Raw genomic sequence first — 15,143 nt, 5'->3', positions numbered from 1 at the left:
GAAGAGGCTGCGCGCTGGGGACAGAGCTGAATGGCTGCTGGACGCAACGCCAGTGAAACAAGCAAGGAGTGGTTGGATGGATCAGGAAGAACAGGGTGGATTGCCGGTGACGCCGGAGCAGGGTGTGACGCCTGAGCCGCCGGCGAGCGGCGGACGCGGCAGAGTGCGGTCGCTGAGCGGAGACCTGCTGGTGGCACTGATGATCTCCGCGTTCATTATCCTGTTTCTGTATCAGCCAGTGCGCGTGGAAGGCACGAGCATGCTGCCGCAGCTGGAGGACCAGGACAGGCTGTTCATCAACAAGTTTGCGTATCGGTTTGAGCAGATCCATCGCGGGGACGTGGTGGTGTTTCTGTATCCGGGCGACCATACGAAGAGCTATATCAAGCGGGTGATCGCGCTGCCGGGAGACACCCTGCGGATCGACCGTGGGCAGGTGTATGTGAACGACAAGGCACTGAAAGAGCCATATGTGCCGCTGAAGTATGAGGACGACCGCTCACAGCCCGAGGAGACGGTACCTATGGGCGAGTACTTTGTGATGGGGGACCATCGGTCGATCTCCAGCGACAGCCGGGACTTTGGGCCGGTGGCGCGGAACCTGATCTATGGGAAAGCCGCGTTTGTGTACTGGCCGGTGGACCAGGCGGGAGTGGTGAGGTAAGGCAGACAGTAGAGAACAGACAGTAGACAGTCGTGAAAGACGAAGGCCGCCTTTAGTGGGCGGCCTTCGCTGTTGATCGCTGATTCTCTACTGTCTCTTTCACTACTGTCTATTGTCTGCTGCTAGTAGTGGACGATTTCGGCGAAGCTGGTGGGGATGAGGCTGGCGCCGCCGACGAGGGTGCCGTCGATCTCGGGTTGGGCCATGAGGGCGGAGATGTTCTCCGGCTTGACGGAGCCGCCGTAGAGGATGCGTGTGTTTTCGGCGGTCTGCTCGCTGCAGCAGCGCGCGACCTCGGCGCGAATGATGGCGTGGGCTTCGGCGGCGGTTTCAGGACTTGCGGTGGAGCCGGTGCCGATGGCCCAGATGGGCTCGTAGGCGATGACGAGGCGGCGGGCCTCGTTGGAGGAGATGTTGCGCAGAGCGGCGCGGACCTGGTGGCGCAGGGTCTCTTCGGTCTTGCCGTCCTCGCGCTCGGCGAGGAGCTCGCCGACGCAGACGATGGGCGTGATGCCGTGGTTGATGGCGGCCTTGAGCTTGAGGTTGACGCGCTCGTAGGTCTCGTTGAAGTAGAGGCGGAGCTCAGAGTGGCCGAGCAGGACGTGGCGGCAGCCGATGGAGACCAGCATGGTGGGCGAGGTCTGCGAGGTGTAGGGGCCCTCGTTGAGCCAGTGCATGTTCTGCGCGCCGGCGCGGACGTTGGTGCCTTCAGCGTGCTCGATGACGTAGGCGAGGGAGCTCATGGTGGGGAAGAGGACGATCTCGTCGCGGTCGTGGCCTTCGACCATGGGGAGGAAGGCGTCGAGGAAGGCGAGCGACTCCTTGGGCGTTTTGTACATCTTCCAGTTGCCGGCGATGAGGGGCTTGCGCATGCGGATTGGATGCTCCGGGAAAACTTTGGTTCGTGGAGATTACGGGGTGAGTGGTGTGGAAGGCAAGCGGTAGTGACGAAGATCGAACATGACGATTCAACTCCGTCGATCAGCAACTGCGATTGCAACACGAATTGCAGAGGGCGCTGGTCGTAGCACGGCAATGGAATTTGCTGGAGAACTGCGACGATCCGCAGCTAGTTGTAATGAACTCGAGTACCTTATCGTCCTGGCACGAGACCTGAAATATTGGAGGGTAGAGGTTGCCGACGGATTGATCGTAGATACGGTCGAGGTTCGGAAAGTGATCTTCGGGCTACTTCGAACGATGTGATCACTTGTCGGTCAGCGCGGCGACGCCGGGGAGAATTTTGCCTTCGAGGAATTCGAGGCTGGCTCCGCCGCCGGTGGAGATGTGGGTGATCTTGTCGGCGACACCGGAGTTGTGGAGGGCCGCGACGGAGTCGCCGCCGCCGACGATGGAGGTGCAGTCCTCATTCTTTGCGAGAGCCTTGGCGATGGCGTTGGTGCCCTTGGCGAAGGGGGCGAGTTCGGCGACGCCCATGGGGCCGTTCCAGACAACGGTGGCTGCGTCGACGATCTCGGCGGCGAAGAGCTTGATGGTCTCGGGGCCGATGTCGAGGGCCATCATCTCGGCGGGGAAGGGCTCGGTGCCGGAGAAGAGCTGGGTCCTGGCGTCGGCTGCGAATTTGCTGGCGAGGCAGTGGTCGACGGGAAGGAGGAATTTGACCTCGCGGGCGGCGGCTTTTTCGAGCGCGGCGCGGGCGATGTCGATCTTGTCGGGCTCGGTGAGGGACTTGCCGGTGGACTGGCCCTGCGCGTTGAGGAAGGTGTACGCCATCGCACCGCCGATGAGCAGCGCGTCGACTTTGTTGAGCAGCGAGTTGATGACCTCGATCTTGTCCGAGACCTTAGCGCCGCCGATGATGGCGACGAAGGGGCGGTTGGGTTCGGTGACGGCTTTGCCGAGGTAGGTGAGCTCCTTTTCCATGAGCAGACCAGCGGCGGACTGCGGGACGAAGTGGGTGATGCCTTCGGTGGAGGCGTGGGCGCGGTGGGCTGCGCCGAAGGCGTCGTCGACGTAGATGTCACAGAGGGCGGCGAGCTGTTGGGCGAAGGCTGGGTCGTTGGCCTCTTCTTCGGGGTGGAAGCGGAGGTTTTCGAGGAGCAGCGTCTGGCCGGGCTCGAGGTTCTGTGCGAGCTCGAAGGCGACGGGGCCGACGCAGTCAGGGGCGAAGGCGACGTTTTCGTCGGGATCGAGAACGTGATCGAGCAACATGCGTAGACGCGTGGCGACCGGCTTGAGGCTCATGGAGTCGACGGGCTTGCCCTTGGGGCGGCCGAGGTGCGCGGCGAGGATGACCTTCGCTTTGCGGCGCAGGGCGTACTCGATGGTGGGAACGGTCTCGCGGATGCGCGTGTCGTCGGTGATGGTGCCCTCTTTGGACAGAGGGACGTTGAAGTCGACACGGATGAAGACGCGCTTGCCGGAGAGATCGAGGTCACGGATCGAGAGTTTAGGCATTGGTGAGAGCATAACCGATTCGATGGATTGCATAACAGGTGCATGCCTCATCGCTGGAAAGCGGATAAGGCATGTGGTGTGACGAAAGGATGAATGAGTTGGTTAGAGCTTGAGGCTGACGGCTTTGACTTCGGTGGAGTTGTCGCACCTCTTTCGGTCTAAGCGGGCCTTATCGGGCATTAGAAGTTCTATTTGGACGCGGCGATTGGAGGGCGCGAGAGTAGGAGTCGAGGTTGGATATGACGACGATGACAGTGATGGCTCCGGTGGAGCACGAGAAGCGCGAGGCGCAGAAGAAGTTTGGGCTGGACAGCAAGACGATCTTTCTTTTGGGGCTGCTGATTGCGGGCAGCGGGCTGGTGTCGCCCCCGGTGGCGCTGGTGGGCGGGATTGCGTTTGGGTTTGCGGTGGTGCATCCGCTGCGGGCGGAGAGTGCGAAGTTGTCGAAGTTTCTGCTGCAGGCTTCGGTGGTGGCGCTGGGGTTTGGGATGAACCTGACGCAGGTGCTGCGTGCGGGGCGGTCGGGGTTTGTGTATACGGCGATCAGCATTACGACGGCGATGACGCTGGGGCTGCTACTGGGTAAAGCATTGAAGGTTGCGGGCAAGGCGTCGTACCTGATCAGTGCCGGTACGGCGATCTGCGGCGGGAGCGCGATTGCTGCGGTGGCGCCGATCAGTGGGGCGAGCGAGGAGGAGATCAGCGTGTCGATGGGCACGGTGTTTCTGCTGAACTCGGTGGCGCTGCTGCTGTTTCCGTTCATCGGTCATCTGTTGAGGCTAGATCAGAACCAGTTCGGGTTGTGGGCCGCGCTGGCGATCCACGATACGAGTTCGGTGGTGGGGGCGTCGGCTGCGTATGGTGCGCAGGCGCTGGCGATTGGGACTACGGTAAAGCTGGCGCGGGCGCTGTGGATCGTTCCGGTGGCGCTGCTGACGGCGGCCTATGTGGCCCGTGGCGCGCGGCGCAATGGCGCAGCGCATGGCAAGAAGGCCAAGGTGACGATGCCGTGGTTCATCCTGCTGTTTGGGCTGGCGGCTGCGGCTGCGACGTATCTGCCGAAGCTGCATGTGCTGTTTGCAGCGGGCACTCATCTGGGCAAGGCCGGGTTGACGGCGACGCTGTTCCTGATCGGCACCGGGCTGTCGAAGAAGACGCTGCAGCAGGTTGGAGCGCGGCCGATGATTCAGGGTGTCGTGCTTTGGGTGATCGTGGCGAGCGCTTCGCTGGCGGCGATCTACTTCAAGGTCATTTCGATTTGAGAAGGCGGCGGCGCGTGCCTGGACCTGTGCTGGCGCCGGTTTGGAGCACGAAGCGGTGGAAGGCGCCGATGAGGCCGGTGGGGTCGGGGCCGGGGAGCGTGGCGAGCGAGAACATGCGCTCCAGCTCCAGGCCCCGGACGCGGGCGATGCGCAGGGTGCCGAGGGCCAGTTGCGGGCGGACGGCCCAGCGGGAGACGAAGGCGATGCCGAGGCCGGCTTCGACGGCTGAGAGCAGGCCCTCGGTGGAGTCGAAGGTCATGCGGATGTGCAGGTCCTTGAGGCGTAGGCCGGCGGCTTCGATGGCCTGCTCGACGATGCGGCGGGAGCCGGAGCCGAGCTCGCGGGTGACGAGTGGGGCTTCGGCGAGCTGGGCGAGGTCGATCTTCTGGGCGGCCCACTCGTGGCCGGCGGGGACGACGAGGACCATCTGGTCGGGCATGAAGGGCTCGATGCGGACGTCCTGGCGCATGGCGGGGCCTTCGACGAGGGCGATGGAGGCCTGGTGCGCGGTGAGGTGCTCGAGGACCGCCTGGGTGTTGCCGCTGAGGAGCTTGATCTCGACCTTGGGGTTTTCTTTGAGGAAGCCGGCGATGAGGCGGGGGAGCAGGTACTGGGCGATGGTTTGCGAGGCGGCGATGGTGAGCGAGCCGGCGTGGGTGCTGCCGGCGGCGGCGGCGACGGCTTCGCGGGCTTCGTTGGCGAGGGCGGCGAGGCGGTCGGCGTAGGGGAGCAGTGCCTCGCCTGCCGGGGTGAGAGTGACTTTGCCGCCGGTGCGGTCGAAGAGGGCGGTGTCGAGCTCGGCTTCGAGTGCTTTGATCTGCTGCGTGATGGCGGGCTGCGTGAGCAGGAGCTCCTCCGCCGCTATGCGGAAGTTGCGGTGGCGGGCGACGGCGCGGAAGACGCGGAGGCGGAAGTTCTCCATGCTGCTAGCGTAACCCTCCCCCCGGGTTTTGGGGCTAAGATCCGCAGCGGAAAAGGGTTAGCTGTGGATACCCTTCAACGGCAACGGACAGTGGCCAAAAGTAAAGGGATTCAATTGTTAAATGCTGTTATGTTCCGCAGCAGATTGGGGTTAGGAGCGGCCTGGGCCGGAGCAGAGCCTGAGGCCGATGGGGTCTCACGCAGTCTACGTCTGTTTCTATTGTATAGGCGGTGTCAAGGGGGCTTTGTTTATAGACGACTCGCAGGGCAGGAGATACGCTCGCGCCTGCGGCGCTTGCTGCGGCAAAAGCGTTCACGCAGAGGGCGCAGTGTAGAAGCGCGCAGAGGGCGCGGAGGAAAACAGGCAACGGCAAACAGGGGGCGGTGGTTGTTACCCATCCATCCCCGGCGATACGGCTGCCGGGATGGGTGGGGCACACGGTTCGAGGTTAGGCGCGGGTGGTTTCGAAGAGGAACCAGCTGCGACGCTGCGACTGGTCGATCCAGTTTTCAAGCAGGCTGGCGGTGGCCACGTCTCCGGCGTCGTCGCAGAGGGCGTGGGCGGCGCGCATGCTGAGGGTGAAGGCCTTCTCGTCTTCATGCAGCTCGCTGAGCATGTCGAGGGGGGTGACGTAGTCGGCGTCGTTGTCGGGGATGCGCTGCAGGCGGGCGATGTGGCCGATGGAGCGGATGGTGGTGCCACCGAGCTTGCGTGCCCGCTCGGCGACCTCGTCGGTCATGGCGAAGAGCTGGTCGCCGTGGTCGTCGAGGAGCAGGTGGTAGTCGCGGAAGTGGGGGCCGCTCATGTGCCAGTGGAAGTTCTTGGTCTTGAGATAGAGGCTGAAGGTATCGGCGAGCAGAGCGTTGAGCGCTCCGGTGATCTCTTTGACGGACGCCGGATCAATGTCCGATGGGGTGGTCAAGGGTGCCTTTTGACGTTCGATGAGTTCCGCTTTGGTTGACATCTGTTCCCTCACAGTCTTGATGGTTAAGGTTTACGTTGCGGATTGGATTTTAGATGCCTGTTGAAGGCTTCAGTGGTTGGATGATGCGAAGCGATCCAGGGATTTTTACACGCGCGGTTACCGGGCGCAATCCATAGACGAAGTTGAATTTTATGACAGGACCACTGCGATGGGTCAGCTCTGGATGAAGGCGAGGAGGTCTTTGTTGATGACGTCCGCGTGGATGATGGGCATGCCATGAGGGAAGCCGGGGTAGACCTTGAGGGTGGCGTTTTTGACGATCTTTGCGGTGAGCGCGCCGGCGTCGGCGAAGGGGACGATCTGGTCGTCGTCGCCGTGCATGACAAGGGTGGGGACGTCGATCTTCTTGAGGTCTTCGTTGAAGTCGGTTTCGGAGAAGGCCTTGATGCAGTCGTACTCACCCTTGATGCCGCCCTGCATGCCCTGGTACCAGAAGTTTTCGCGGACGCCTTCAGAGATGACGGCGCCGGGGCGGTTGTAGCCGAAGAAGGGGATGGAGAGGTCTTTGAAGAACTGCGAGCGGTCGCCGGTGACACCGGCGCGGATGCCATCGAAAACGGAGATGTCCAGGCCGAGCGGGTTGGAGGCGGACTTGACCATGATGGGAGGCACGGCGCTGATGAGCACAGCCTTGGCGACGCGCTTGGAGCCGTGGCGGCCGATGTAGTGCGCGACTTCGCCGCCGCCGGTGGAGTGGCCGACCATGACGGCGTTGCTGAGGTCGAGGGCCTCGAAGAGAGCGGCGAGGTCGTCGGCGTAGGTGTCCATCTCGTTGCCTTCCCAGGTCTGGGAGGAGCGGCCATGGCCGCGGCGGTCGTGAGCGATGACGCGGTAGCCTTGCTGGCCGAGGAAGAGCATCTGCGCGTCCCAGGCGTCGGCGTTGAGGGGCCAGCCGTGGGAGAAGACGATGGGCTGGCCGGTTCCCCAGTCCTTGTAGTAGATCGTTGTTCCATCCTTGACAGTAATCGTGCTCATGGGAGTCTCCTTGAAACCGGTTGAGAGTTGTGAAGGGTGCAGGCGTAAGGGGCTGGGTGAGGACCTGGAGAGAGGGAAGACAGCAGGGTTCGGCGAGACGATATGGCGCTGCTCGAAGAGGCGCGCGTCCATAGAGTAAGCTCCCGCAGCGGGGAGCGCCAGAGCGTCGTTGAAGCTCTTCCGGGAAATGTACGATGGCTTGGCGCTGGAGAGAGCGAACGCGCGATGAATTGTCGATGGAGAAAGAGGCCGCGGGTTAGGGGACGACGGCTTCGGCTTCGATCTCTACGCGCCATTTGGGGTTGAGCAGCGCAGCGACGACCATGGTGGCGGCGGGGCGGATGATACCGAAGACTTCGCCGTGGGCGCGGCCGACCTCTTCCCAGTCCTCGGCGCGGGCGAGGAAGATGCGGGTGCGGACGACGTGCTCGAATGTTGCGCCGGCCTGGGCGAGGGCCTTTTCGATGAGAGCGAGGACGGTGCGGGTCTGCTCGGCGGGGGAGAGGTCGTCGGCACCGACGGGGCCGGTGCCTGAGACGTGCACGACGTTGCCGATGCGGACGGCGCGCGAGAATCCGATGATGGGCTCGTAGGGTGAGGTGCCGGGGATGTTTGTGCGTGTGGACATGATGTATGGCTCCATGATAACGGGCACGGCAGCATGGCGGGGTATCATCGGCTGAACCCATGTGGAGGAAGCAAGATGTGTTTTTCGGCGACGGCGAACTTTGTGGGCAGCGGTGTGCTTGGCGCGGTGGGCGTGGTAACGCTGACCCAGGTGAAGCACAGGCGGGAGCTTCTGTTTGCTTCGCTGCCAACGCTGTTTGCGCTGCACCAGTTTATTGAGGGGTTCGTGTGGCTGGGGCTGGATGGTTACCTGTCGCAACAGGTGGTGCACGATATGGGCGCGGCGTTTGTGCTGTATGCGCAAGGCCTGCTGCCGTTTCTGATGCCGTTGAGCGTGATGCTGTTTGAAGAGACTCGCGCGCGGCGCAGGGCGATGATGCCGCTGGTAGTGCTGGGCGGGTTGTTGACGCTGTATATGCTGTGGGGGTTGGCGGCGTATCCACTGCAGGTTTCGGTGGAGCAGCACAGCATTGTGTATGTGAACTATGCGACCAATCACACATGGGTGGCGGTGCTGTATGTGATTGCGACATGTGGCTCGCTGTTCCTGTCGAAGGTGCCGGTGATGGTGGCGTTCGGGGCGGCGAACCTGGGGATATTGCTGGTGGTGATGGCGGTGAAACGCTATGCGGGTACGTCGGTGTGGTGCGCGTATGCGGCGGCAGCGAGCGTGATTATCCTGATGTACTTCTGGAAGAGCGCCGGGATACGGCCGTTTCGCTATCTGCAGGTGGGCTGAGTGCGATCACGGTGGTGGTTACGATTAAATACATAGCCGCAACATTGCAGCGCGGATGCGAAACCTGTCAGGCAGCTTGACGTTTGCTATGCCCGGCTTGAGGTGGGTGCTTCTGAAGGATGGGCTCCAGATGGCCTTTGTTGTGTATGAGTTCTTGACGTAAAGACGAACGATTGTCCTGCAAATTCGGCGCTGTATGCACCGGATTGCGACGAAATGAAACCGCGGATGCGGTGACGACAGGCATACCTGTGCAAGATCTCCCTTGACTGGTCAGGTTGCTGGCGCGTATTTTTTCTGACGCTCGCAAAGTTAAGAAAAAAACGAAGCTCAAACAAATGCAACATTCGCTCTAACGGAGGCTGTAGGCAACAAATGATTCTAACCTCGAACAATGACAATATTTTCTTCCAGGGATTCCGCGGCGAGAAGCGCACGGGCGGCTGGCTGACGGCACGCGGGTGGCTGTTTGCCGCCGTGCTGGTCGCGCTGTCCATGATGTGCGGGCAGAGCTCGCAGGCGCAGCAGATTACAGGCGCGATTGCAGGTACCGTGACCGACCAGCAAGGGGCTTTTGTGCCCAATGCAATGGTGAAGGCCACGAACTCCGCGACAGGATACACGCGCAGTGTGGTGTCGGATGCGGGAGGCGCGTACAACCTGCAGTATCTGCCGGTGGGCAGCTACACGGTCCAGGTGACGGCGCCCGGCTTTAAGACATTTGTGCAGCAGAACCTCGAGATCACGGTGGACCAGACGCAGGCGCTGCCTGTTGCCCTGGCGATCGGCACGGTGGATCAGACGGTGACGGTGACGACGGCTCCGCCGCTGGTGAACACGACCAGTGAGACGCTGGGACGGACGATCTCGCCGGCTGAGATCAACAACCTGCCGCTGGTGAACCGGAATGCGTATACGGAGTTGTCGCTGACGCCGGGCATTCAGTCGAACAGCGCGAGCTCGCAGACGAACTCGAGCGGGTCGCCGAACTTCGTGCTGGGTGTGCCTTCGACGCAGGTGATTGTGAACGGCGGCGTGGATGGCGGCGTGCCGATGGTGAGCTTCTACCTGGATGGCGGGTTCAACATGACGGGCCTGCGCAACTATGGCAATGCGCTGCCGAACCCGGATGCGCTGGAAGAGTTCCGCGTGGAGACGAGCAACTTTGCAGCACAGTATGGGCGTATGTCCGGTGCCGTGGTAACGGCGGTTACGAAGTCGGGCACCAACCACTTCCACGGTTCGGCGTTTGAGTTTATCCGCAACACGGCCTTGAATGCGTACTCGTGGGTGCCGACCGGCGCGCAGAACCCAATGACAAAGCAGAACCAGCCACTGCACCGCAACCAGTTCGGTGTGACGGTGGGTGGACCCATCAAGAAGGACAAGGCGTTTTTCTTCTTCAGCTACGGCGGTCTGCGCCAGACCGCCGGCCAGCAGTTGACCGGTGCCATTGTGCCGACCGCGCTGGAAAGGCTGGGTGACTTTACTCAGTCGCCGGTGCTACCCAACCAGCCGGGCACGAAGACGCCCTGGACCGGCGTGAATACGTCGTCGAACTGCCAGACGATGACAGCAGGCTGCATCCCGCTGGCGTCTCTCGATCCTACGGCGGCGAACCTGATAGCAAAGCTGGTTCCACTGCCGAATACGAACATTACCACGGGCGGCAAGACGTATCTGGAGGGTTATACGGGGTCTTATACATCGCCGACGACCGAGGACGAGTACCTGGGCAAGTATGACCAGCAGATTGGCGAGAAGGACCATCTGTTTGCGAGCTACTTCACGATCAAGTCGGTGAGCGGTGCCTATGGCGGCGGCAATATTCCGTACATGGTGAACCAGTCGAACGCGCGGCAGCAGGACCTGAATGTGAGCGATGTGCATACGATCAGTGCGTCGAAGGCGAACCAGGTGTGGGCCACGATTACGCGCGTGGCCGGTGGGCGCGTGAACCTGCCGGCGGCCGACCTCAGTTCGTTTGGATCGGACTTTACGATCCAAGGCCCGAAGGCCTATCCGCAGCTTTCCATCTCGTCCGGGTTCAACGCTGGCGGCTCACTCGCCGGTCCGGTGAGCAACACGAACTTTTACGGTATCCGCGATGTGTTCAGCATGACGTTGGGCAACCACAACCTGAATATCGGCGGTGAGTTCTCGCTGGAGAAGGACGCTGTGCAGGGCAACCTGTACAACTTCGGCATTTTCAACTTCCAGACCTCGGGTCCGACGTCGACAGGCAATGTTCCACAGGCGGATTTTGTGGCGGGCCTGGTCGCTTCGATGGAGCAGGACACCCCTTATGCGACGCTGACGAGCTACTTCTTCGGTGCGGGGTTTGTGCAGGACGCATGGAAGATTACACCGCGGCTGACGGCGAACCTGGGACTGCGCTATGACATTGAGGAAGCGCCGGTAGAGTCGCGGAACCATACGACGGCATTCGTTCCGGGACAGCAGTCGACGGTGGTACCGTCTGCGCCGCTAGGAGTGTTGTTCCCGGGGGACACGGGGATTTCACGGGGCGTAGGACAGACGTCGTATGATCATGTGTCGCCGCGTGTGGGCTTGGTGTTCGATCCGTTCGGCAATGGCAAGACGGCGATCCGCGCCGGTGCCGGCATGTTCTTCGGCAGCGTTTCGGGCAATGAGTGGAACCAGCCGGGCAATGCGCAGCCGTTTGCGATCCGGCAGACGTTCCAGTCAATCGCATCGTTCACCAACATCTACGGCGATCCAGCGTCGTTCCCGAATGGCGATCCGTTCCCGTACAACTACAACGCGACGTCGCCGCGCTTCCTGCCGGCGGCTGCGGTGGAGTCGATCGATCCGAAGTACAAGTGGCCGGTTTCATACCAGCTGAACGCAGCCGTGGAGCAGCAGATGCCAGCGGGCATCAGCCTGCAGGTGGCCTATGTGGGCAACTTCGTGCGGCATGTGCCGGACGGGATCGACGGCAATAACCCGGTATATGCGGCGGGCGCGACAGCGACACAGACCAGCATCACGGCACGGCGGCCGTACAACGATAACGGCGCGCTGGGACAGGTGATCCTGATTACGTCGGGACAGACGGCGAACTACAACTCGCTGCAGGTTTCGGCACACAAGGCGCTCACCAGCCACCTGCTGTTGAATGGCTTCTATGTCTGGAGTCATTCGCTGTGGAGCGCGAACTCAAGTGCAATCGGCATCTCGACGGCACAGAATTATAGCGATCTGCAGGAAGAGCGCGGCCCTTCGGACAACGATAGGCGGAATGCATCGTCGATTTCGGCGGTGTACAAGATTGACTACTACCACGGCGATAGCCTTTTGGTGCGGAACGTCGCCAACGGCTGGAAGGTGTCGACGATCGCGTTCTTCAACAGTGGTACGCCATTCAACGTCACGACGGGCTCGGACAAGAACCTGGACGGCTATAACAATGACCGTCCGAACCTTGCGCCGGGTGTGACGAAGAGTCAGATCCAGCTCGGCGGCCACCGGAGCCGGTTTGTGGAGGCCAACAGCGGTTGGTTCAACACGATGGTGAATGGCGCGCCGGCGTTTGTGGCGAACGGGCCGGGTGTTGCCGGTGGCATTGGACCGGGCGGAGCTGACGGCAATGTGCCGCGCGACTACCTGGTTGGGCCGGGATACCGCGATATCGACATGGCGGTAGAGAGGGACTTTGTGCTGCCGCGTGGCACAGGGTTCGAGTTCCGCGCCGAGGCTACGAACGCGTTCAACATGGTGAGCCTGAACAACCCGACAGGTACGCTCTCCGCGGCGAACTTTGGCCAGATCTCAGGGGCGGCGCCGATGCGGATCTTCCAGTTCGGCGGGCGGTTTACGTTCTAACGCTTTATCCACTGTAGAAGTGAGGGCCGATCAGGAGTTTGCTGATCGGCCTTTGCTTGTTGGGTTCTTATCTTGAGGCGCCGTTGCCCGTTGACGGTTACGAATAGCGTCCACATCTGCGAGGTCTTGGGGGCGGCCAGAGGCGAGCTTATTAGCGATAAGGTCATCGGCAGAGATGTAGCGGGCCGGGAGTTCACCGTCGATCATCACTGGAATGCTGTTTGCGTAGACGGTGTCGAAGTCGACGCCATCAATGCGTTGGATGACCTCAAAACAAATGGGAGGCACGCCGAAGCGCCCGACGGTCTTTCCATCAGCGAAGTCCGCGACGGTGAAGTTTTGTAACGGAGCGCCAAATTCGGCGAGCCCTTTGTAGGTGGCGAGGGGTTGTCTGGGCTGGATTGGATGAACACGTCGAGGTCTTTGGTCATGCGAGGCTGGGCATGGACGAATACTGCATAGCCACCAATGATGACGTATTTAACGTGGTTCGCGTTGAAGGCGGACAGCAACTGTTTTAAGTTCTTGTCCATCGGTGGAATAGCCATACGCGCGATACCCCTCGACGCTCATCTGATGGCCGGCAGCGATGCGCTCGGCCGGAGAGACGCTGGCCCAGTAGCGGTATTCTTCGTCCTTGATGTCCTGGAAGGATTCGAATTTCTGCGCGACCATTTGCATAGCCATGCCTATATTTTATCAGGGTTTTATGGTCAGCAAAGACAAGGGCAGCCATATGGCTGCCCTTCGTGATGTGGAATCGACTGAGTTAAAGGCCCTTCTTCACGAGGAAGAGGATGAGGTCGCGGACGCGGCTGGAGTAGCCCCACTCGTTGTCGTACCAGCTGATGATCTTGCCGGTGTTCTGGATGACCTTGGTGAGCTTGCTGTCGACGATGGAGGAGAGGGAGTTGCCGCGGAAGTCGGTGGAGACGAGCTCTTCGTCGGTGTAGCCGAGGATGCCCTTGAGCTCGCCTTCGCTGGCGGCCTTGAGGGCTGCGTTGACGGATTTGACGTCGATGGGTTTGGTGCTGACGAAGGTGAGGTCGATGACGGAGACGTTGGGGGTGGGGACACGCATGGAGAAGCCGTCGAGCTTGCCGTCCATCTCGGGGATGACGAGGCGCAGGGCTTTGGCAGCGCCGGTGCTGGAGGGGATCATGCTGAGGGCAGCGGCGCGGGCGCGGCGGAGGTCCTTGTGCGGCGTGTCGAGGATGACCTGGTCGTTGGTGTAGCTGTGGATGGTGGTCATGATGCCGGACTCGATGCCGAAGGTGTCGTTGAGGACCTTGACGACCGGAGCGAGGCAGTTGGTGGTGCAGGAGGCGTTGGAGATGACGTTGTGCTTCGCCGCGTCGTATTTGGAGTCGTTGACGCCGAGGACGAGGGTGATGTCCTCGTTGGAGGCCGGGGCGGAGATGATGACCTTTTTGACGGTGCTGCCGAGGTGAGCCTTGGCCTTGGTGGCGTCGGTGAAGAAGCCGGTGGACTCGACGACGATCTCGGCGCCGACGGAGGCCCAGTCGAGGGCGGCGGGGTCGCGTTGGGCGAAGACCTTGATGGTCTTGCCATCGACGGTGATGGAGTCGTCGGTGTGGGAGATCTCGTTCTTCAGGTTGCCGAGGATGGAGTCGTACTTGAGGAGGTGAGCGAGGGTGGCGGGGGTGGTGAGGTCGTTGACGGCGACAAATTCGATGTCGGGGTTGCCCAGGGCGGAGCGAAAGACGTTGCGTCCGATGCGGCCGAAGCCGTTGATGCCTACCTTAACTGCCATGTTCTAAGGATTCTCCTTAATCCAATTAAGGATACCAAACGGAGGGGTGAGGAGGGCAGGAGGTAGCGGGCTGTATGCACAGCTTTTGCAGCACAGGGAGGGGTGTGTTACAACACCCTTATATGCGCGATTGGTTGCGCGGCACACTCATGAGAAGACGTTCAAAGCGTGGACCGAATGATTCGGAGTCCACGGGCAAGATTGGGCAGGAGATTCCTGCGAACCAGCCGGCGCCGTTGAGGCCCAGTTATCCGGAGCCTCCGCCAGCGGTGACGATGGAAAGCCCGGCGGAAGAGCCTGTAGTGGCGACACCGGTGGTCGAAGAAGCTGCTCCGCAGATTGTTCACGAGACGCAGCCTGAGTCGCTGGCGACGCCGCCGGCAGAGCCGTTGGCCGTGCCGGCGCGGTCGCCACGTGGCTATGTGGTGCTGACGATCGGTTTGCCGGGTTCGGGCAAGACGACGTGGTACAAGCGCCGTGGCGTGCAGCCGCTTTCGAGCGATATGCTGCGGAACATTCTGTTCGACGACATTACCGAACAGCGCTACCAGGGGCTGGTGTTCAGCACGCTGCGCAGTTTGCTGCGCGCGCGGCTGATCGCGAAGATGCCGTGGAACTATGTGGATGCCACGAACCTGAGCCCGCACGAGCGGCGGCAGTGGATCAAGATGGCGAAGAGCTTTGGCTATGAGGTGCAGGCGGTGTTCTTCGATGTGCCGCTGGTCGTGTGCCTGGAGCGGAATTCGAAGCGCGATCGCCAGGTGACCGACGACGTAATGCACAAGATGGCCGAGAGGCTGCGTCCACCGACGTTCAAAGAGGGCTTCGACAAGATTACGGTGGTGCGCGTGAAGGGCGCGACAGCGGCGGCTGAGGGTGGCGAAGTGCCGGCCGAGGCTGTGGAAGGATAGACGGTATCGCATCCCCACCT

At 61.6% G+C, this 15,143-nt stretch carries 14 protein-coding genes; 6 read left to right on the top strand and 8 right to left on the bottom strand.

Annotated features, from left to right (window positions below):
- Positions 1-199 precede the first annotated feature (199 nt).
- Positions 200-664 carry a signal peptidase I gene (gene lepB, locus GOB94_RS02245; protein WP_255484372.1) on the top strand — a complete coding sequence of 155 codons (465 nt, stop codon included), beginning with the start codon at positions 200-202 and terminating at the stop codon, positions 662-664.
- 122 nt (positions 665-786) lie between these two features.
- On the opposite strand, the gene tpiA is transcribed toward lepB, so the two are convergent.
- Both tpiA and GOB94_RS02230 read right to left on the bottom strand, forming a co-directional pair.
- Positions 787-1,536 carry a triose-phosphate isomerase gene (gene tpiA / locus GOB94_RS02240; RefSeq protein ID WP_182277315.1) on the bottom strand — a complete coding sequence of 250 codons (750 nt, stop codon included), beginning with the start codon at positions 1,534-1,536 and terminating at the stop codon, positions 787-789.
- A gap of 334 nt (positions 1,537-1,870) precedes the next feature.
- Positions 1,871-3,082: a phosphoglycerate kinase gene (locus tag GOB94_RS02230; RefSeq protein WP_182277313.1), complete on the bottom strand. Its 1,212-nt coding sequence runs from the start codon at positions 3,080-3,082 to the stop codon at positions 1,871-1,873.
- 239 nt (positions 3,083-3,321) lie between these two features.
- On the opposite strand from GOB94_RS02230, the gene GOB94_RS02225 reads away from it, so the two are divergent.
- Positions 3,322-4,344 carry a putative sulfate exporter family transporter gene (locus GOB94_RS02225; protein WP_255484166.1) on the top strand — a complete coding sequence of 341 codons (1,023 nt, stop codon included), beginning with the start codon at positions 3,322-3,324 and terminating at the stop codon, positions 4,342-4,344.
- On the opposite strand, the gene GOB94_RS02220 is transcribed toward GOB94_RS02225, so the two are convergent.
- The 4 genes from GOB94_RS02220 to GOB94_RS02205 form a co-directional block, all read right to left on the bottom strand.
- Positions 4,331-5,266: a LysR family transcriptional regulator gene (locus tag GOB94_RS02220; protein ID WP_182277312.1), complete on the bottom strand. Its 936-nt coding sequence runs from the start codon at positions 5,264-5,266 to the stop codon at positions 4,331-4,333. The genes GOB94_RS02225 and GOB94_RS02220 overlap by 14 nt on opposite strands.
- Before the next feature lie 448 nt (positions 5,267-5,714).
- The gene (locus GOB94_RS02215) at positions 5,715-6,230 is read right to left on the bottom strand and encodes a DNA starvation/stationary phase protection protein (RefSeq protein ID WP_182277311.1); all 516 of its coding nucleotides are present in this window, start codon (positions 6,228-6,230) and stop codon (positions 5,715-5,717) included.
- A 174-nt stretch (positions 6,231-6,404) separates the two neighbouring features.
- On the bottom strand, positions 6,405-7,226 hold the full coding sequence (locus tag GOB94_RS02210) for an alpha/beta hydrolase (RefSeq protein ID WP_182277310.1): 822 nt from the start codon (positions 7,224-7,226) through the stop codon (positions 6,405-6,407).
- A 256-nt stretch (positions 7,227-7,482) separates the two neighbouring features.
- Complete coding sequence (locus GOB94_RS02205) at positions 7,483-7,854, bottom strand: RidA family protein (protein ID WP_182277309.1); 372 nt, start codon at positions 7,852-7,854, stop codon at positions 7,483-7,485.
- Positions 7,855-7,929: 75 nt separating this feature from the next.
- Between GOB94_RS02205 and GOB94_RS02200 the strand changes: the two genes are divergently transcribed.
- From GOB94_RS02200 to GOB94_RS02190, 3 genes are all read left to right on the top strand, one after another.
- Complete coding sequence (locus GOB94_RS02200; protein WP_182277308.1) at positions 7,930-8,592, top strand: DUF6629 family protein; 663 nt, start codon at positions 7,930-7,932, stop codon at positions 8,590-8,592.
- Between the two features lie 375 nt (positions 8,593-8,967).
- Positions 8,968-12,438, top strand: a complete 3,471-nt coding sequence (locus GOB94_RS02195) for a carboxypeptidase-like regulatory domain-containing protein (RefSeq protein ID WP_182277307.1) — start codon at positions 8,968-8,970, stop codon at positions 12,436-12,438.
- 90 nt (positions 12,439-12,528) lie between these two features.
- Positions 12,529-12,783, top strand: a complete 255-nt coding sequence (locus GOB94_RS02190) for a hypothetical protein (RefSeq protein ID WP_182277306.1) — start codon at positions 12,529-12,531, stop codon at positions 12,781-12,783.
- Positions 12,784-12,918: 135 nt separating this feature from the next.
- On the opposite strand, the gene GOB94_RS02185 is transcribed toward GOB94_RS02190, so the two are convergent.
- Positions 12,919-13,125 (bottom strand): hypothetical protein, encoded by a 207-nt coding sequence (locus tag GOB94_RS02185; protein WP_182277305.1) that lies wholly within the window; start codon positions 13,123-13,125, stop codon positions 12,919-12,921.
- 82 nt (positions 13,126-13,207) lie between these two features.
- On the bottom strand, positions 13,208-14,212 hold the full coding sequence (gene gap / locus GOB94_RS02180) for a type I glyceraldehyde-3-phosphate dehydrogenase (RefSeq protein ID WP_182277304.1): 1,005 nt from the start codon (positions 14,210-14,212) through the stop codon (positions 13,208-13,210).
- 149 nt (positions 14,213-14,361) lie between these two features.
- On the opposite strand from gap, the gene GOB94_RS02175 reads away from it, so the two are divergent.
- Positions 14,362-15,123: an ATP-binding protein gene (locus tag GOB94_RS02175; protein ID WP_182277303.1), complete on the top strand. Its 762-nt coding sequence runs from the start codon at positions 14,362-14,364 to the stop codon at positions 15,121-15,123.
- Positions 15,124-15,143: the final 20 nt, after the last annotated feature.

The sequence above is a fragment of the Granulicella sp. 5B5 genome, assembly GCF_014083945.1.
Classification (GTDB): Bacteria; Acidobacteriota; Terriglobia; order Terriglobales; family Acidobacteriaceae; genus Granulicella.
This window is presented reverse-complemented; position numbering and strand designations above follow the sequence as displayed.